The 20,090-nt window shown below is 49.2% G+C and carries 9 protein-coding genes; 6 read left to right on the forward strand and 3 right to left on the reverse strand.

Annotated elements, in window-relative coordinates; genetic code table 11:
- The first annotated feature begins 103 nt into the window (after nt 1-103).
- Genes GWC95_RS11265 through GWC95_RS11285 form a run of 5 tightly spaced genes read left to right on the forward strand, consistent with a single transcriptional unit; the run spans nt 104 to nt 6,743 of the window.
- The gene (locus GWC95_RS11265) at nt 104-1,375 is read left to right on the forward strand and encodes a sensor histidine kinase (RefSeq protein ID WP_161818828.1); all 1,272 of its coding nucleotides are present in this window, start codon (nt 104-106) and stop codon (nt 1,373-1,375) included.
- Between the two features lie 2 nt (nt 1,376-1,377).
- Nucleotides 1,378-4,962, forward strand: a complete 3,585-nt coding sequence (locus GWC95_RS11270) for a response regulator (RefSeq protein WP_161818829.1) — start codon at nt 1,378-1,380, stop codon at nt 4,960-4,962.
- Nucleotides 4,963-4,972: 10 nt separating this feature from the next.
- On the forward strand, nt 4,973-5,344 hold the full coding sequence (locus GWC95_RS11275; protein WP_161818830.1) for a response regulator: 372 nt from the start codon (nt 4,973-4,975) through the stop codon (nt 5,342-5,344).
- A gap of 2 nt (nt 5,345-5,346) precedes the next feature.
- A complete protein-coding gene (locus GWC95_RS11280; RefSeq protein ID WP_161818831.1) occupies nt 5,347-6,174 on the forward strand; it encodes a CheR family methyltransferase in 828 nt (275 codons plus the stop codon).
- A complete protein-coding gene (locus GWC95_RS11285) occupies nt 6,156-6,743 on the forward strand; it encodes a chemotaxis protein CheB (RefSeq protein ID WP_161818832.1) in 588 nt (195 codons plus the stop codon). The genes GWC95_RS11280 and GWC95_RS11285 overlap by 19 nt, the downstream gene beginning before the upstream one ends.
- Before the next feature lie 62 nt (nt 6,744-6,805).
- Here GWC95_RS11285 and GWC95_RS11290 read toward each other — a convergent pair whose 3' ends face one another.
- The gene (locus GWC95_RS11290) at nt 6,806-7,195 is read right to left on the reverse strand and encodes a response regulator (RefSeq protein WP_161818833.1); all 390 of its coding nucleotides are present in this window, start codon (nt 7,193-7,195) and stop codon (nt 6,806-6,808) included.
- A gap of 73 nt (nt 7,196-7,268) precedes the next feature.
- Here GWC95_RS11290 and GWC95_RS11295 point away from each other — a divergent pair, with 73 nt between their 5' ends.
- Nucleotides 7,269-10,907: a chemotaxis protein CheB gene (locus tag GWC95_RS11295; protein WP_161818834.1), complete on the forward strand. Its 3,639-nt coding sequence runs from the start codon at nt 7,269-7,271 to the stop codon at nt 10,905-10,907.
- A 170-nt stretch (nt 10,908-11,077) separates the two neighbouring features.
- Here GWC95_RS11295 and GWC95_RS11300 read toward each other — a convergent pair whose 3' ends face one another.
- Complete coding sequence (locus GWC95_RS11300) at nt 11,078-11,248, reverse strand: phosphatidate cytidylyltransferase (protein ID WP_161818835.1); 171 nt, start codon at nt 11,246-11,248, stop codon at nt 11,078-11,080.
- Between the two features lie 56 nt (nt 11,249-11,304).
- Nucleotides 11,305-20,022 (reverse strand): GH36-type glycosyl hydrolase domain-containing protein, encoded by an 8,718-nt coding sequence (locus GWC95_RS11305; RefSeq protein WP_237722143.1) that lies wholly within the window; start codon nt 20,020-20,022, stop codon nt 11,305-11,307.
- Nucleotides 20,023-20,090: the final 68 nt, after the last annotated feature.

Raw genomic sequence — 20,090 nt, forward strand, 5'->3', positions numbered from 1 at the left:
CCTATCCAATTCAATCTATTTATCGCAGGGAAGCAATGCTATTTCTTTGTAAATGGTTTATCTTCCGACCGCGATTTTTTACCCTGCAAAAAGGCCTGGCTGAATGATACTGATCGTCGACGACCGTAAGGAAAACATACTCTCCCTCAAAAGCATCCTTGAGCTTCACAAATTCGAGGTTGATACCGCCGCTTCCGGTGAAGAGGCCCTCCGGAAAATTCTCAGATCCGACTACGAACTCGTGATCCTCGATGTGCAGATGCCCGGAATGGATGGGTTTGAAGTGGCAGAGGCCATCAGCGGGTACAGCAAATCGAAAGACATTCCCATCATTTTCCTTACCGCGGTGAGCATCGACAAACGGTTTATACAGAAAGGTTACAAATCGGGCGGCATCGATTATGTTACCAAGCCGTTTGATCCAGACATCCTCCTGCTGAAAGTAAAAACATTCAGCCGTCTCCACGACCAGAACAAAAAACTCCACGATATCCAGCTGGAGCTTCGCCAGGAGATCGAGTTCCGTAAAGACGCGGAGCAACAGCTCAATGCCATGAACCAATCGCTCGAACAGAAGATCGCGGAGCGTACGGAAAACCTGGTGAGCGCCAACGCCGAACTCGCCAAGAAGAACCTGGAGCTGCAGCAGTTTGCTTACATCGCTTCGCACGATCTGAAAGAGCCGTTGCGTAAGATTCAGATCTTTGGGAACCTCATTAAAGATAAAATAATTACGCCGGGCGAAAAAAGCGAACTGTATGTGCAGAAAGTGATACACTCGGCAGACCGCATGTCGGCGCTTGTAAACGATGTGCTTGCCTATTCCGCCATCGACATCCCCAAAAAGTTTGAACCGGTTGACCTGAACAAGGTGCTGCACGAGATCATCAACGATTTTGAGATCCTGATCGAAGAAAAGAACGCCGTGATCTCGAAAAACAATTTACCGGTGGTCGAAATGATCCCTATCCAGGCGCGGCAACTGTTGCAAAACCTTGTGGCCAACGCGATCAAGTTCTCCCGCGATGGCGTGAACCCTATGATCGCCGTAAATGCCGAGCTCATAGAAGAAAAAGACTGGAACGCCCAACCGGTTGATGTGTCGCGCGCGAAATATTGCATCATCACGGTAAAAGACAACGGCATTGGGTTCCAGGACGAATACAGCGACAAGATCTTTTCGATCTTCCAGCGCCTGCATTCTTCCGACGCATTTGAGGGCACGGGCATCGGGCTCGCAATCGCCAAAAAAATAACGGAAACACACAAAGGATTCATCACGGCCAAAAGCGAACCCGGTAAAGGAAGCGCGTTCTCCGTATTGCTGCCTTTGCATCAAACCGATCCTTCAGAATACCAAACAACAAACGCATAACGATGAAATCTACGTTTCAAAGAAATCTACTGGTCGGTTTCGGCTTGTCGCTGTTCCTGCTGATCGTTAGTTCAATTGCCTCCTACATCAGCATCAAAAACCTGCTGACCAGCGTAGAGGAAGTACAACGTACCGATAAGATCATCCAAACGATCGAAGGAACTTTATCTACCTTGAAAGATGCAGAAACGGGCCAGCGTGGTTTCCTGCTCACCGGCCGCGAAACGTTTCTTGAACCTTACCACGGCGCGTACCAGAAAGCCATGTCGCAATTGCAGGCTGCAAAAGAACTGACAAACGCCGACCCTGTACAGCAAAAGAATTATGCAGACCTGGAAGCCGTGATCGCAAACCGGCTCCAATTGCTGCAGAACCTGATCGAACTGAAAAAGACCCAGAATACGATAGATGCTTCGGGGCTCGAGAAAGGCAAACAGCACATGGATGAAGCAAGGAGGATCGTGAAGGCGATAGCCGATCATGAAGAGAAAATTCTGCAGGAGCGCACCGGAAAATTAAAAACGTCTTCCGCAAATACGCCTTTACTGATACTGGTCGCTGCCATTCTCTCGATCGTGATCACACTGGTGTTTTTTGTACGCATCAACAACGATTTCAAACGCAGGCAGATCCTGCAGAAAGAACTGCAGGACAAAGACGAAGACATTGCCCGCAGGATACACATCATCCAGGGGATCGCCGAAAAAATTTCAGCCGGCGACTACGAGGTACGTGCAACAGACGAAGGTGCAGATGGCCTCGGCAACCTTTCCGTTTCGCTGAACAAAATGGCGGAATCACTTTCTTATTCTTTTGGATTGCTGTCTGACAAAGAATGGCTGCAAACCGGTATCGCAAACCTGAACACAGAAATGATCGGTGATGTTGACGTCAGGTCGCTTTCATCAAAGATCATCGTATTCATCGCCGGTTATACACGCAGTCTTGTTGGCGTTGTGTATGTGGCAGAAGACGACCGCCTTTCGCTTGTAAACAGTTTTGCTTTTGCCGACGAGAACAAACGCAGGGAAATTGCTATTGGTGAGGGGATTGCGGGACAGGCGGCACAAACAGGCAAAACGATCGTGCTAACAGACATTCCTGAATCGAGCATCCTGATCAGTTATGCAACGGGGCAGGCAAAACCAAAAAGCGTAATGGCTACGCCTATCTATTACGAGGGAAGGGTTACGGGTGTGATCGAGCTTGCTTCAATGGAGAATTACACACAGAACGATATCGCTTTCCTTGAAATGGTTTCTCCTGCCATCGGCACCGCGCTTTCTACTGCAGAAAACAGGAAAAAGCTGCAGGAACTGCTCGAAGAAACACAATCACAATCAGAAGAACTACAGGCGCAGCACAACGAGCTCGAAAACGTAAACGCAGAGCTCGAGATGCAGGCGCAACGTTTACAGGCTTCCGATGAAGAGATGAAAGTGCAGCAGGAAGAACTCATTCACGCCAACAACGAACTGGAAGAAAAAGCAAGACAGCTCGAAGAAAAGAACCAGCAGATCAACGAACGCAATATCCTGATCCAAAACAAGGCAGAGCAACTGGCCGCAAGTACCAAATACAAATCGGAGTTCCTGGCGAATATGTCGCATGAACTGCGGACGCCGTTAAACTCAATACTGTTGTTATCGCGGCTGATGTCTGACAACAACGAGAGCAACCTTACAGAAGAACAGATCGAATACGCAAAAGTGATTCAGAGTTCCGGGCAGGGCCTGCTGGCGCTGATCAACGAGATCCTTGACCTTTCGAAGATCGAAGCGGGAAAAATGGATCTTGTGTTTGAAGATGTTTTTGTACACGATGTGATCAAGAACCTCAGCTCCATCTTCCAGCCGCTTGCGCAGGAGAAACACATCGGCTTCCTGGTTGATATAGACCGCGATGTGCCGGGCACGGTTGAAACAGACAACATGCGCCTGGAGCAGGTATTGAAAAACCTGATCGCAAACGCACTGAAGTTTACAGCCAGTGGTTCGGTGGGCGTACACGTATCGGTGAAGGGCAGCAACATTTCGTTTGCCGTTACGGATACGGGTATCGGAATTTCGGAAGACAAACAACAGCTCATCTTTGAAGCCTTTCAGCAGGAAGATGGCTCCACAAGAAGAAAGTACGGCGGAACCGGACTTGGGCTTTCCATCAGCCGCGAGCTCGCGAAGTTGCTGGGCGGCGAGATCACTTTGAAAAGCGAAGTGGGCAAAGGAAGCACGTTCACACTTACCATTCCATTGAAACACACGGCACAACAACCCGTTGAAACACCGGTGCAGATCGCAACAAAGGTGCTGGAAGAAACACAGGCGGCAAACCATCCTGTTGAAAACAAATACCTCAGCGAGGTGATCCCGCCGGATGTTCCGGACGACCGCAACAAAATAAACCGGAACGACAAAGTGATCCTGATCGTGGAAGACGATGTGAACTTTGCAAAATCGCTGGTCGAGTTCACACACAAACAAGGTTACAAAGCCGTTGTAACCGTTCGTGGCGACGAGGCCTTGTCGCTTGCGAAACTGTACAAACCTGCCGGCATTTTGATGGATATACAGCTTCCGGTGAAAGATGGACTGGAGGCGATGGACGAGTTGAAGAACGACACGGAGACCAGGCATATTCCTGTTCACATGATGTCATCGCACGAAATGAAAATGAAGAGCCTTTCGAAAGGTGCGATCGATTTCATAAGCAAACCCGTTGCTTTTGAGAAGATGAACGATATTTTCCAGAAGCTGGAATATGTGCTCAACCAGGGCCCGCAGAAAGTATTGATCGTTGAGGAAAACCCGAAGCATGCAAAGGCCCTCGCCTACTTCCTCGAAACATACCATGTGAACTCGGAGATAAAGAATACGGTAGACGCGGGCATCCAGGCATTGAAAAGCCAGGACGTGAACTGCGTGATCCTCGATATGGAACTTCCTGCGCAGAATGCTTATGAAACATTGGAAAAGGTGAAGAAGACACCGGGGCTGGAACATTTGCCGATCATCATCTTCACCGGTAAAAGTTTATCAAGGGTGGAAGAACAGCGCATCCGCCAGTATGCAGACTCGATCGTTGTAAAAACCGCCTACTCTTACCAGCGCATCATAGATGAAGTATCGATCTTCCTTCACCTGGTGGAAGAGAACATCAAACCCGCAGACAGCCAATATAAAAAACTGGGTATGCTGCAGGATGTGTTGAAAGGGAAAACAGTGCTGATCGCAGACGACGACGTACGCAACATCTACTCGTTAACAAGGGCATTGGAAAACCTCAGCATGAACGTGATCTCAGCTATGGATGGAAAAGAAGCGCTGGCAAAACTGGAAGAATCCAAAAAAGTGGATGTGGTGCTGATGGACATGATGATGCCAGAAATGGACGGGTATACAAGCATCCAGGAGATCAGGAAACAAGGCAAATACCGCAACCTCCCGATCATTGCCGTAACCGCTAAGGCAATGCTGGGCGACAGGGAGAAATGCATCAACGCAGGCGCCTCGGATTATATTACCAAACCGGTTGACATCGACCAGCTATTGTCGTTATTAAGGGTATGGCTGTATGATGCAGACGTATAAAACGCAAAACATGCCAGCAAAAAAAATACTGATCATAGACGACGACAACAGGAACGTATTTGCACTGTCGGCCGTGCTGAAAGCCAAAGGTTTTGAGTGCCTGAAAGCATTGGGGATGGAAGAAGCGTTTCATATTTTAACTGCAACCCCGGATGTTGATATCATCCTGCTTGATATGATGATGCCCGATATAGACGGCTACCAGGCGATCCCGCTGATACGCGCGCGAGAACAAAACCGCTCGACGCCCATCATTGCCGTAACCGCGCAGGCGATGAAGGGCGACAGGGAACGCTGCCTGGCCGCAGGTGCGGATGGGTACATTTCAAAACCGGTTAACATTGATGAACTATTGAACCTGATGAGCACTTTCATACAATAATTATGTACGAAAAATCATTGCAGATACAGGATGATGAAATGGAACAGCTGCTTGCAGATGTGCTGGACAGGTATGGCTATGATTTTACAGATTATTCCCGCGCATCATTGAAAAGAAGGATCAACCGTTTGTTGTCGATAGATCGTTTTCCTTCCTATGCAGAGTTCCGTTACAAGCTCCAGAACGATTCGCATTACCTTCACCGTTTTGTAGAGGAAGTAACGGTAAATGTGACGGAGATGTTCCGCGACCCTTCTTTCTACAAGGCCTTGCGCACGGATGTACTGCCGATGCTGGCCACCTACCCTTTTATACGCATCTGGCACGCGGGCTGCTCAACCGGTGAAGAAGTGTATTCCATGGCCATCTTATTGCACGAAGCAAACCTGTTGCACAAATCACTGATCTATGCAACGGACGTGAACCCCGGCGTGCTTGAAAAACTACGCAAAGGAATCTTTCCGCTGGCGAATATGAAACAGTATGCGGAGAACTATATAAAATCCGGCGGCACGCGCGATTTCTCTCAATATTACATGGCGAAATACAATCTGGCGAAATTTGACCAGTCGCTCGCCACGAAGATGATCATATCCACACACAACCTTACATCCGACAGCTCGTTCAACGAGTTTCAACTGATCTGTTGCAGGAACGTGTTGATCTATTTTGAAAAGAACCTGCAGGACCGCGTACTGACCCTGTTTACCGACAGCCTGGAGAAGCGCGGGTTTCTTGCATTGGGATCGAAGGAGAGCCTTAAATTTTCTGCGGTCAGTGCGCTGTACAAGCCCGTAAACAACGAAAAGATATGGCAGAAAACGAATTGACACCTCCGTTCCAAGTGGTGATCATCGGCGGCTCGGCCGGGGCACTGGAAGTGGTGCTGAACATCGTTGCCACTGTTGATGAAACGGCACCCTATGCGTTCGTGATCATCCTGCACCGCAAATCATCAAGCGACTCATCGCTGGCGGGAATTTTGGCGGATAAAACAAAATGGCCGGTAAAAGAAGTAGACGACAAAGACAGCATTGCTGCGCAGCACATATACATTGCACCGGGCGATTATCATTTACTAATTGAAAAAGACGGGTCGTTCTCACTGGATGATTCGGAAAAAATAAATTACAGCCGGCCCAGTATCGATGCAGGTTTCGAATCGGCAGCCGATGCTTATGGTGAACAACTGGTCGCGGTCCTGTTATCCGGTGCCAACGCAGATGGTGCGGAAGGGATGAAGAGCATCAAGGAAAAAGGAGGCACCTGTATCGTGCAGGATCCATCTAGTGCAGAAGTGGCCTATATGCCCAATGAAGCCATCTCGCGGCTCAAAGTGGACCATATCACGGACGGGAAACAGATCGGTAAACTATTGAATGAACTTGCAGGTATATAGATTTTGTGGTATTTTTTCCACAGCGGATTATTAAAGGAAGGCCAACCCGGCATTTTGTTTAATCAACCAGCCAATTCCTGGATCACTTTTACAACATCCCTGAAGCCTTCTGTAGTGGTGGGTTTGATGAGGTACCGGCTGGCACCTTCTTTGTAAGAATAGTCTATATCAGTTTGAGAAGAAGAGGTTGTTAAGATAACAACGGGAACATGTTTGTATTGATCGGTGCGTTTGATGTTCTTCAAAATGTCTCTTCCGTGAACTTTTGGCAGGTTAAAATCCATTACGATGATATCCGGCACAATACTATTTTTTTCGAGATAACTGGACACGCTTCCACCATCTTTAAGAACCTGCATTGTGTTGTGAACATCGTTGTCCTGCAACGCATCCTGTATCAGTTCGATATCATCGGTATCGTCTTCTATCAGTAAAATGCGTAACTCTTTCATTGGAGTTTAAAAGTACTCAATAATCAAACAACAGTAAAATATTTTCACCCATTAAGCCGTTTTATTAGAGATTATGGCCGCAGCAAAAAAAGATCAGGTTACTGGTACCACAGACAATCTCTACGTTGTCGGAATAGGCGCCTCCGCCGGGGGGCTCGAAGCCATCAACGAATTATTTGACAACATCCCGGAGAATACCAATTTTGCATACATCATCATCCAGCATCTATCGCCCGATTACAAAAGCCTGATGGGCGAGCTGCTGTCGAAACACACTTCAATGACGGTGGCAGAAGCCGAAAACAACGCGCTGGTTTCTCCCAACTGCGTTTACCTTCTTCCTTCGAAGAAAACAATGACGATCCAGCATGGACGCATCAAACTCGAAGAAAAAATAAAGGCAAACATCCCTAACAACGCCATCGATATCTTTTTTGAATCGCTCGCCAAAGACAAAGCGGAGAAAGCGATCGGCGTGATCTTATCGGGCACCGGCACCGATGGCACTAAAGGCATCGCGCACATAAAGGATCATGGAGGTACCGTTGTTGTACAGGACCCACTCACCGCCGAATTCGACGGGATGCCCAACAGCGCAATCGCTACGGGGCACGCAGACCTGATCCTTCCGCCCGAGATCATTGCAGACGAGCTGATCGATTTCCTGAAAGAGTCTCCCCTGGCCAAAACATTCAATACCCTCAACCGCCAGGAAGAAGCCATACTTGCAGACATCATGGACCTGATCTACGATGTGACCTCGCACGATTTCAGCCATTACAAACGCCCCACCATCAACCGCCGCCTCACCAAAAGAATGGCGGAACGTGGTTTTACAACGCTTTCGGAGTATTACAATTACCTGAAAAAAGAACCGGCGGAAGTAACCGCCCTTTCGAAAGAGTTCCTGATCAATGTTACAAAGTTCTTCAGGGATGAAGAGGCGTATGCCTTGATCAAACAGAAAGTGATCCCGATGCTGGTAGACAACAAGCGTACGGACCCGATCAAGGTATGGTCGGTGGGCTGTAGCTCAGGCGAGGAGGCTTATTCGCTCGCCATACTTTTCCAGGAGCACATGCAGATGGCGCAGCATTACGACAGGGAGGTAAAAATATTTGCAACCGATATTCACCAGGAGTCGATAGATTTTGCGGCAAAAGGGGTGTATTCCGCTGCATCCATGAAAGACATGAGCGAGGACCGTTGCAAACGTTTCTTCAACAAAGAAGGGGATTCATACAGGGTAACATCATCGCTGCGTAAGATGGTGGTGTTTGCCAAACATAATATTTTGAGGGATCCCCCCTTCAGCAAGATAGACCTGCTTGTGTGCCGGAACATGTTGATCTATATGAACCCGACACTGCAGAAAAACGTGCTCAAGAAATTTCATTTCGCGGTGAACGAGACAGGTTACCTTTTCCTTGGCCCGAGTGAGAATGTTGGCATGCTGAAGGATTCGGTCAAAGAGATCGATAAGAAATGGAAGATCTACCAATGTACGGCCAAACCAAAACCCGGCGATCATGATACTTTCCTGAACCCGGCAGAAAGAGTTGTGCCGCACCCAGGCATCTCAATTAAAGCGAAATCGAAAAATGCGCTGCACAATATAGCGGACATTTTCAAAGAAACATTATTTGAAGAGCAAAACTATGCGGGCATCTACATAGACAAAGAGTTTGAAGTTAAACAGGCGATCGGCAACTTTAAGAATTTTATCAATTTCCCGGAAGGCAACTTCAATTTCAATTTGCTTCGGTTGGTTCCCTCCGATCTGTCCATCATGCTGAACACCGCCATCCGCAAGGCCATCACCAACGATGAGAAAGTGGTGCTTAAAAAAGTGCGCGTTACGGAGAAACACCGGGTAAGGTTTATAAACGCGATCATCAAACCTTATCTATCCCAGCAAACGTACACGCAGCCGTTCATATTTATCATACTGAATGAAGAACCGGCGGAACAACGCCAGTCCTTCGTGAACAAAGACGGCATTGATGAATCGCTTGTGGCCAGTTACCAGGAGCTGGAAGAAGAACTGCGCAATACAAAAGAAAACCTGCAGGCCGTGATCGAGGAAGTGGAATCGGCAAATGAAGAATTGCAGTCGAGCAACGAAGAGATCATTTCATCCAACGAAGAGCTGCAGAGCACCAATGAAGAGCTGCAATCGCTGAACGAGGAATTGCATACGGTAAATGCGGAGCACCAGTTAAAGATCAAAGAGCTGATCGAACTCAATGATGACATGAACAATTACTTCCGCAATACGGAAGTTGGGCAGATCCTGATCGACAGGAACATGATCATCAAAAAGTTCTCACCTGTTGCTACACGGCAGGTAAACCTGATCGAGTCCGACATTGGCCGGTCGATCACGGATATTTCAATCAATTTCCAGAACACCGATTTCATCAACGATATCAGGAAGGTGTTAAAAACCGATGCACCTATCGAAAAAGAGATCAAAACAGAAAACGGGGCGATCTACCTGATGCGTATCGCGCCGTATATCAAACAGGATAAAGTTGCGGATGGTGTTGTGATCAGTTTCAGCAATGTAACCGAATCAAAACGCCTGAACAGTTTGATCGAAGCGATCTTCAACGCATCCACCAGCGCCATTACAGCGCTGCGGCCGGTTACCAATAAAAAAGGCGATGTCATCGATTTCGAATTTATTTCCGGAAACAACACCTGTAAGGAGTTTCTTGGCTACTCGCAGGAAGCCATTGTTGGAAAAAAATGGATCGCTGATTTCCCCAAAATGCTGGCCCCGCATTTCAACAGTTTATTACAGGCGAAGGAAAGCAACCGGATCTTCAATTTTGAATGCTTCAACGAACAAAGCAATGTGTGGCTGGAGGTAAGTGCGGTAAAGATGTTTGAAGGCGTGGTAACCACGTTTACCAATATTTCGCAGGCAAAAGAATCGTACAGCAAACTGCAGAGAGCCTCCAATGAGTTGAACCAGATCAACTCGCAACTGGAGCAATCGAATTTTGACCTCCTGCAATTTGCGTCCGTTGCCTCTCACGATCTGAAAGAACCGCTGCGTAAGATTCAGACCTTTGGAAATTTGTTGCATGAGAACATCAAAGACAAGATCGACAGCAAAGACAGCAACTACCTCGAGAAGATCATACGCTCGGCCAACAGGATGCAGGTTTTGATCCAGGACATATTGACCCTGTCAAAATTATCCAACAGCGATATACCTTACGAGCCGGTAAATGTAGAGGAGATCATCACCAACATTATAGACGACCTGGATGTATCGATCAAGGAAAAGAATGTAAAGATAGAGATGCACGACCTGCCTGTGATACAGGCGATTCCCGGGCAGATCCACCAGCTTTTCCAGAACCTGATCTCCAACTCGATCAAGTTCAACAATTCAGGTGCGCCGGTGATCCATATCAGCCACGAAGAGATCGGCGAGGAAGATGCACAACAATTCGGCATTGATCCGAAAGCGTTTGTCTGCATAAGATTATCCGACAACGGTATTGGCTTTGACGAACAGTACAAGGAAAAGATCTTTGGTATTTTCCAGCGCCTGTCTGGCTCTGAATACGACGGCACCGGTATCGGCCTGGCCATCTGCAAGAAAATAGTGGACAACCACGAGGGCTACATCAAAGCAGAAAGCAAGCCGGGGGATGGGGCAAGCTTCACTATCTTCCTGCCCAACAAAAAGCGTTAACAAGATTACCAATAAATAAACGGGTAAGAAAGGAGTTTGCCTGGTGCCTGGCCTGGATGCAGTACCGTATCAACGGTAGCAACATTTAGGAAAGTCATTTGGAAAACTTCGTTTCTTACCCGTTTGTTTATGTTTGATCGCGGGAACAATGATTGTTCCCGCGAAATCATTTATTTCTTCCTGCTGAATAAAAATATCACGAGCAGCAACACCACTCCTACCAAAGCGATCCCTGCCCAAACGCCCGCTTTGAAAATACCTGCAATAGCGGAACAACCCGGGAGCAACATTACGATGAGAAACAACAAAAGTGCGCTGGCAACTGGTACTACTGTTTTCATAGTTTGGAGGTTTTATGGATTAGTAATTAACAATACCAATACAAATCCTATGCCCGCTAATCCTGTATCATTTCTACCGTATGCGTTTGCCCATCGTTCACCAGCGTGATCCTGGCGGTGTCTTGTGTAACGCCATCAAGCACGATCCGGCTTTCTTTTTTTCCGGGGTGCACTGTGATTTCGTACTGCGTATCCATGTACTTATACTTCACCTTGAACGGTCCCCAGTTCTCGGGTACCGATGGGGCAAAATACAATTGGTCTCCCTCTTTGTTCAGCCCTATGAAATGCTCGATCACAAGTTGGTACATCCATCCTGCGGAACCCGTATACCAGGTCCAGCCACCGCGTCCTTTGTGCTGGGCAACGCCATACACGTCTGCTGCCACCACGTAAGGTTCAACCTTATAGGTATGCATGTTCGCATCATCGAGCGAGTGGTTGATCGGGTTGATCATCCGGATCAGTTCCCATGCACGCTCACGGTTACCCATTTTTGCAAAGGCCATCGTGAGCCATATGGCAGCATGCGTATATTGTCCCCCGTTTTCGCGAACACCGGGTACGTACCCTTTGATGTATCCCGGGTTCATTCCTGATTTGTCAAACGGTGGATCAAAAAGCTGGATGATGCCCATGTCTTTTTTTACCAGGTATTTTTCTGCCGATGCCATCGCGGTTGCAGAACGTTCCTCGTCGCCCGCACCCGATAATACCGACCAGCTCTGTGGCAATGAATCGATGCGGCACTCATCGTTCTGCACGGATCCCAATGGAGTTCCATCATCGAAGTAGGCCCTGCGGTACCAGTTGCCATCCCATGCATGTTCTTCAATGCTCTTCTTAAGTGCATGGGCGGTGTTGCTGCATTTTTCTACAAACGCATCGTCGCCTTTTATTTTTGCCAGCACGCTGAAGCGTTTGAGTATATCGTACAGGAAAAAGGCGAGCCATACGCTTTCTCCCTTGCCATGCTCCCCTACTTTGTCCATTCCATCGTTCCAGTCGCCCGATCCCATTAACGGCAATCCGTGTACGCCATAGCGCATGCCGTTTTCTATTGCGCGTATGCAGTGTTCGTAAAGGGTTGAAGACTGGTCTGAACGAATGGGAAGGTCGTAATACGATTCCTCATCCACATTCAGCAACCTTCCCTCGAGGTAATTTGCAGAAGCATCGAGTATGCCCGTGTCCCCGGTGGCAGTCACGTAGCGTGCCGTTACGAAGGCCAGCCAGAGAAAATCATCCGAGCAGGTGGTTCGAACGCCACGGCCTGCTGGCGGGTGCCACCAGTGTTGCACATCACCTTCTTTGAATTGCCTTGAGGCGCACAACAAAATATGCTCGCGCACAAGGTCTGGATGTGAGTGCAGCAGCGCCAGCATATCCTGTAACTGGTCGCGGTACCCGAATGCACCACCCGATTGGTAAAACCCGCTTCTGCCCCATATTCTGCAGGCATTGGTCTGGTAGATCAGCCACCCGTTTGCCAGCACATTGAGTGCCGGGTCAGGTGTTTCTATCTGTACTACGTTCAATGTTTTGTTCCAGTATTCTTTTACCCTTGCCAATACATTGGTTACTGCATTGCCGTCCTTGTATTTTTTGATCAGCGCTTTTGCATCGTTTGCGTCCCTGCCTGTTCCCAAACGGAACACGATCTCTTTCTCTCCATCTTCCTGCAGGTCGAACACAACCTGGAGCACCGCGCAAGGATCGAGCCCCGCGCCTGTTTTACCAGAGAGCCTTGCTTTGTTCATGCCTTCCGGGTTGGCAAGCGTGCCGTTGCGGCCAATGAATTCCGTTCTGTCTGCTGTGTAAAAACGGTTGGTCTCACTCACATCAAAAAACGCCACGCGGTTTTCGAGCGCCGTGTTGTAATCGTTCTTTGCAAGTATGGCGCCGGTGCCCGCGTCAACTTCCGTGATCACGTGCATCTGGTATTTCGATTTCAGGTCTCCCAACACCCACTCCATATAACCCGTGGCCGATAACCTTCTCGGGCGGCCCGATTGGTTGTTCAGTTTGAGCGCAATGAACTTGATGCTGTCGTTGGTATCAACAAATACGGTTACCGTTGAATAGATGCCGTCTTCGCTGTACTCGAACACACTGTATCCAAAACCATGTCTTGTGATGTAAGGCGCTTTACCCCTTTGCGGCAAAGGCATCGGCGACCAGAAACGGCCGCTCTCTTCGTCGCGCAGGTAGTATGTTTCGCCAGCCTTGTCGCTCACAGGATCGTTCTGCCATGGCGTTAACCGGAACTCGTGCGCGTTCTCAACCCAGGTATACGATTGCCCGCTTTCTGAAATGATGGTTCCGAAATGCGGATTGGCCAGCACATTGATCCATGGCGCGGGTGTTCGTTTGTTTGGTGTGGTGGTGATGATGTATTCTTTGCCGTCTTTTGAAAAACCACCGGTACCGTTGAAGAACAAAAGATCCTTAGGCGGCTCAACTGTTGTGGCAACGGTTGCGTGGAATTTGGTTGGACTGAAATAAGGGATCAGTCCTTTCAGCTTGCTTCTCCTGTTCACCTGCTCTTCCAGCGTACCGTTGCTTCCGGAAATAACGATGCGTGCAACGGTTTGGAAAAGGATGCGATCCTCGTTCGACACCTGGTCCGCGGACCTTATAAAAATTCCACCCGGTTGTTCTTTCACATTTGCAGAGATGCCTGAGGCGATCAATCCCAGCAACTGGTTTTGCAGGGTTTGCCGGTATCCGCCATGGTCCTCGTTCCAGATCACCAGGTCAACGATCAATCCTTTCAGGCGCCAGTAGGCATGCGCCTGTATCATCTGCTGTGCAAGTTCAATATTTGATGAGTCTTCGATCTGCAGCAATACGATCGGCACATCACCTGAAATGGCATAGCCCCACAGGCCGGACTGGCCCCGGTGGTTTTTCAGGATGATGGCGGGATCGATGCGCATCGCCGGGTTCATAAAGATGATCGAGCTTGCCAGGCGCCCATACAACTGCGCCTCTTCTTCCCTCGCGTCGATCTGGCGGAGGATCACCTGGCTGTGCGTCCATGCCAGCTCCAGTGCGCGGTTGGCCATGTGGCGGTCCTGGTATTTTTCCACCATACCATCGCAGATCTCTTTTGTTTCACCTACGCCGATCAGCATGTCGATCGTGGTTGTCTGCTGCGGCTCGATCACAATTCTGTATTGTATGGCAACAACCGGGTCGAGCACAAACCCTGCCGTTCCGCTGAGCGGTTCTTTTTTATCGATGCTTATCGGGTGATGGATTGAATTGCCGCGGCCAATGAATTTTGACCTGTCGGTTTCATAGGCAACATTGATCACTTCCGCATCGTGCACTTTCATCAGGTGAAACATCCACGGCATCTGCGCGCCTGCGGAACGCGGGCGCCTGGTGCAAACGATGGCCTGTCTTTGCGGCACGATCTCCGTCTGAACAAAAAGATTGCTGAAGGCCGGGTGCGAGGAATCGGCCGCTTCGGGCGCCAGCACTACTTCCGCATAGCTGGTCACCTCTATCGTCATGCGTTTGCGTGAGCGGTTGGTGATGTGTACGCGGCGCAGCTCAACATCGTCTTCGGGTGAAACAACAACTTCGGTGTGCGTTTCAATGGAATGATCGCGGCGGCGGAACTCTGCGCGACCCTGCGAGAACACGGCCTCGTAATTATCGCCTTGTTTTAAAGTAGGCTGATAGGCCGTTGACCAGCTCAGGTTCGTATCCAGGTCCCGGATGAAACAGAATGTGCCCCAGTTGTCGCAGGTTGCATCTTCGCGCCAGCGCGTAACGGCGATGTCTTTCCATCGGCTGTAACCGCCGCCTGCATTGGTAACCATAGAATGAAACCTTCCGTTCGATAAAAGCTGTACTTCCGGCACCGGAGTATGCGGCGTGGTAATTACCCGCATCGAGGTATCGGATCCCGCGCTGATGCCCGCATCTGCAATATGCACCATTGGTGAGTAGAAGCTGGTGATGCGCGGTACCCGTTCCTGCAGTATCAGCAAAGTTGCCTTGAACTGTACTTCGGCCTCAAACCGTTTCTGCATCGGCTGATCCAGCAGGCAATAGGCCATCGCGAGGAAACCCATTCCTTTGTGGTGCACCATGTATGAACGGACGACCACATTGCTCTGGCGGCGCGGCAAACGGCTTTGTGTATAGTCTACTGCTTCGTAAAAACCATAGTCGCCCTCAAAGCCTTCTTTTTGCAGAACCTTGAGATTGCGGCAGGCCTCGGTGGGGTTTACCATCAGCGACATTTCTGTTGCATACGGTGCGATCACCAGGTCCTCGCCCAGCCCTCGTTTGAAGCCCGTTCCGGGAACGCCGAATGCATGGTACTGGTAATTCAGGTTTGCATCCACAAGGTTGTATCCCGATTCAGAGATGCCCCATGGCACACCGCGTTTTCTTCCGTATTCTATTTGTTTTTCTACAATGCCTTTTGTGGTTTCGTCGAGCAACGTGTTCTCATAGCTCGGCATCACGAGCATCGGCATCAGGTACTCGAACATCGAGCCGCTCCAGGAAAGCAGCAACGGCGTTGTGCCTGCGTTGGTGAGCTGCCTGCCCAATGCGAACCAGCTCTCCTGCGGCAGTTTTCCCTGCGCAATACCAACGAAGGTGGTGAGCCGCGCTTCAGAAGCGAGGAGATCGTAATAACTGTTGTCTTTTTTCTGCTCCTCGAGGTTATAGCCTATAGACAGGAGGTGCTGCGACCTGTCGTACAGGAAATCATAATCCATGGTAGACAGCTCTATACACTGCTGTGTGAGCCGCTGGGTGATAAGAATAAATTCTTTCGCGCGCTGGCTGCCCTGTATCAGGTGTATCCTGAACTGGTCCAGCCACTGCTCTTCTTCTTTCGTGTTTTCTTCCTTGTAGAAACTGCTGATGCGCGGCAATAAAAACTCTTCGATCTTGGCAAGCTCATAAAAAGTAGGCGCCACAGAGATCAGCGAGAATGCATCGGAGAACTTGGCAGGCACGGCAATGAGCAGCCAGGGAAGGAACGAAACAAGATCGTTGATCGTTGTCTGGATATGACTGGTAATTTTTTGTAACCATTCATACGCCGGGTCCTCGTTATCGGGTTTTATTTCGAACGACATGTGGTTGCATGCGCTCAATAACTTGTCGAGCAAAAATTTGATGGCGATCAACCCTTTCGGTTTGTTGGCACAAAGATGAACGATCTCATCGCGCAAGCGCTCTGCATGCAGGTTACCAGGCGCTTTTTCAGCCAGCACACGGGCGGTATCGAGTATGCCATCAAACACATCCGAATGAATGATCTTCTCATGCGGCAATGCGATCAACCCCTGTTTAAGCGTGAGCAGGTGCCCGGCCAGGTTGCCGCTGTCTACCGTTGAAATATATCTTGGATGCGGGGGTTGCAGCGTTACGGTATCGTACCAGTTGTAAAAATGCCCGCGGTATCGCTCCATCCTTTGCATGGTAGATATGGTATTGGTGGTACGCTCCAGGAACTGCGATGCGGTAATGTACCGGAAATCATAGGCCGATAAATTGGACAGCAGAACCAGTCCCATATTGGTAGGCGATGTGCGGTGCGCGATCCTTTCAACGGGTTCTTCCTGGTAGTTATCCGGCGGCAGCCAGTTGTCTTCCTCCCCCATAAAACGCTCAAAGAATGCCCATGTTTTGCGTGAGAGTTTGTGAAGAAAGATCTCGTGCTCATCAGACAGTTTCGCATTCTTTACGGCGCTCGTCATGCTGATCCACCATGAAATGAATGGGGAAATGAACCACAATATCAAAACTGGAAGGGCTGAAAAGAGGACGAGTGGTGCATACGTGGTAAAGTAAAAGAACAGCACCATTGCCAGCAGGGGCACAAACCACATTTTCTTTACAGAACCCGCAATGCCGTTTGTCTTTGGCGCGGAGCCTGAAGGGTTCCACTCCAGTAATTTTTTATGAGAGAACCACATGCGCCACGCGGTGCGGAGAATAGCATCGAGATTGGTGAACGCTTCGTAAGGAAGAAAAATAAAATCGATGGCATGTTGGGTGAAATGATCTTTTGCCGCTTTAACCGTGTAGATCAGGTGTTGCATAAAGATCACATCTTTCGGCTTCCAGATCAGGTTCCAGCAAAGGATCACAGCAGCGGGCAAACCAATGATGAAGAGTACGGCCAGCGTCCAGAACCATGCCGCATTCGAGAACAGCCACCCGTAAAGCAATAACAGGGTCAGCGCCAAGGGCACAAGGCTCCTGCGGAGGTTGTCGAAGATCTTCCATTTCGACAGGGCCGAAAGCGGGTTGGCAACCAGGCCTTTTTCCCGTTTTGGAACAAAAGGAAGGAACCAGTTCGCGATCTGCCAGTCGCCACGGATCCAGCGGTGCCGGCGCTGCATATCTGCAGCATACGAAGAAGGGTATTCTTCATACAACTGCACATCGCTGACCAGGCCCGAACGTGAATAACAACCTTCGAGCAGGTCGTGGCTCAAAATCCTGTTATCGGGAAAGCGGTTGCTGAGCACACGCTCAAATGCATCGATCTCATAAATACCCTTGCCTATGAACGATCCTTCCTGGAAAAGATCCTGGTACACATCTGAGATTACGCGTGTATACGGATCGGTGCCGGGCTCGTTTCCATGAATGCGTGCATACAGCGAGCTGCCCGGTGCGGGCAAGCTGTTGGATACACGCGGCTGGAGGATGGTATATCCATGCACGATGCGTTGTTTCTTTTCCGGGTAAATGGCGCGGTTCAAAGGGTGCGCCAGTGTTCCGATCATTTTCCAAGCAGTATCGCGTGGAAGTTTTGTATCGGTATCGAGCGTAATGATGTATTTGATGGTTGGGAAAACCGTTTCGTCCCCAACGATCAATGAAAAATTATCGCGCCCATGCCCGCGCAGCAAACCATTCAGTTCTGCAAGCTTGCCGCGTTTTCTTTCATAACCCATCCATATCTTGTCGTTGGGGTTGTATTTTCTCGGGCGATGGAAAAGGTAAAAGAACCCGTTGTTCTCACTCCCGTATTTTTTATTCAGTTCAATGATGCGGTCCTCTGCCTCCTGCATCAGCAGCGCATCTGTAGGAAGGGTCTCTTCTTTTGCGTCCTTGAAATCTGTGAGTAATGCAAAATACAAATGCGCATCGCGGTTGGCAAGGAAGCGTACTTCGAGCGATTCAAGCAGGTGATCGATGTCTGCCATATTGCCCAGCATCGTTGGTATCACAACCATTGTTGCTTCTGTTTCGGGAATGCCTTTTGAAAAATTCAAACGTGGCAGCAGCGACGGCTTTACGATCAGCGTTGCGATCCAGTTGGTAAAATGAAGCGCAAGCTGGCTCGTTCCCACAACGATCAGCAGGGAAGCAAGGATGTATTGCCATGTATCGATGCTTTCCGAATGCGCGTTGTTTAGCAGGGGCCAGCTGAGCAGTGCGGTCAGTGCGAGTATCGAACCCACATAGGTGATCAATGGGATCCTGTTGAAAATTCTTTTTAAACTATCGCGGAACGAATGCTTCATTCCCGCATACTTCTCGAGGATGTAGGCGCCTTTGTCTACAAGATAGTAGCCCACATGTTTTGTTCTTTCATCCACATCGTTCCTTTCAACCCCTTCCTTCGCCAGTTGCACGGCGCGTGCGGCGATGTCTTCTTCTGCGTAGCAACTTCCCTTTGCAATCTTTTCCACTGCGTGGCGATAGCGGTCGCGCGTGAAAAAATCCATTGCCGAATACACACCGGCAGGGTCCTGTACGAGTATGTGTTCCACAACACTTGTTGCTTCCACAAAATCCCTCCAGTCGTTCGCCCCCAGGAAACGCAGGCTGCTGATGCTGTTGCTGATAGACACCTGGTCGGATGCCTGTTTCTGGTTTTCGAGACCCACCAGTTCGTTGCTCGATATTCCTGTTTCGGAAACATGTTGTTCTATCCATGTTAAAGGGAGCGACAATGCAGAGCCTTTGCCCTGCAGTTTCCTGGTGAGCTCTGCAACAAATGGCCCCACCATCGGTGGTTTGGAGCGGGCCATATCGGCAATGACCACCACCAGGTTTTTAGGATCTTCCTCCGCGGTGCGGATCATTTCATCGGCCCAGTATTCCGCCAGTTTTTTATACGTCATGTCGATGGCAATCTGTGTAGCCAAACGACGAAGGTTCTCAATCAATGCCAAACGCAGCATAATGGGCACGGCCCACAGTTCGCCAAGTTTGAGTGGTGTTACAGACTGGTACGCCGTAATAAAACCGGTGAGGCTCGCGAGGTCAACACGTCCGTCGCTGTGCGAGATGATCTCTACCGCGATATCGTACACGCGTGGCAGCCCGGTTGAACTTCCTTTTTTAAGTTGCGGCAGTCCCTTACTGTATCCTTTGGGTAAATGTTTTTTACCTGTATAGATCTGTTCTTCGATGAGGTAAAAATTATCGAGCAACCATTCCCCGGCGGGTGTGATCCGTTGGTTGTCTTTCACGCTTTGGGTGAGAAGGCTGTGCACATCAACCAATGCATCTTCATTGCTGGCGAGCCTTTTCAGTAACTGTTCCGAAGGATGTTCTGTGATAAGGGTGTGGCTCTTTGCCAGTTTCCTGGCATACTCTTCGATCTGCTCCGCGCTGAACAATTCTGCGCGCAGCGGGGGGAGCTCATTGGAGTAACGCTCCAGCAAACTTTCGCTGAGAAAAGGACTGATGATGTTTTTCTTTATCGCCGCGAGCGCCTGTGGAAGCATTTCAAAAATGTCTTTTGTATCATTTTTCCCCTGAAATGCTTTCATAAATTTTTCTTTTCCTGATGTACTTATTAATTCCGGTCATTTGTACCTGATCGTTCAGCAGTAGTTTA

The sequence above is a fragment of the Sediminibacterium roseum genome (genome assembly GCF_009939005.1).
Classification (GTDB): Bacteria; Bacteroidota; Bacteroidia; order Chitinophagales; family Chitinophagaceae; genus Sediminibacterium; species Sediminibacterium roseum.

Bases quoted from the DNA above. Each gene is read 5' to 3' on its own strand.
- GWC95_RS11265 (WP_161818828.1), top strand. From the start codon at position 104: ATGATACTGATCGTCGACGACCGTAAGGAAAACATACTCTCCCTCAAA.
- GWC95_RS11270 (WP_161818829.1), top strand. From the start codon at position 1,378: ATGAAATCTACGTTTCAAAGAAATCTACTGGTCGGTTTCGGCTTGTCG.
- GWC95_RS11275 (WP_161818830.1), top strand. From the start codon at position 4,973: ATGCCAGCAAAAAAAATACTGATCATAGACGACGACAACAGGAACGTA.
- GWC95_RS11280 (WP_161818831.1), top strand. From the start codon at position 5,347: ATGTACGAAAAATCATTGCAGATACAGGATGATGAAATGGAACAGCTG.
- GWC95_RS11285 (WP_161818832.1), top strand. From the start codon at position 6,156: ATGGCAGAAAACGAATTGACACCTCCGTTCCAAGTGGTGATCATCGGC.
- GWC95_RS11290 (WP_161818833.1), bottom strand. From the start codon at position 7,195: ATGAAAGAGTTACGCATTTTACTGATAGAAGACGATACCGATGATATC.
- GWC95_RS11295 (WP_161818834.1), top strand. From the start codon at position 7,269: ATGGCCGCAGCAAAAAAAGATCAGGTTACTGGTACCACAGACAATCTC.
- GWC95_RS11300 (WP_161818835.1), bottom strand. From the start codon at position 11,248: ATGAAAACAGTAGTACCAGTTGCCAGCGCACTTTTGTTGTTTCTCATC.
- GWC95_RS11305 (WP_237722143.1), bottom strand. From the start codon at position 20,022: ATGAAAGCATTTCAGGGGAAAAATGATACAAAAGACATTTTTGAAATG.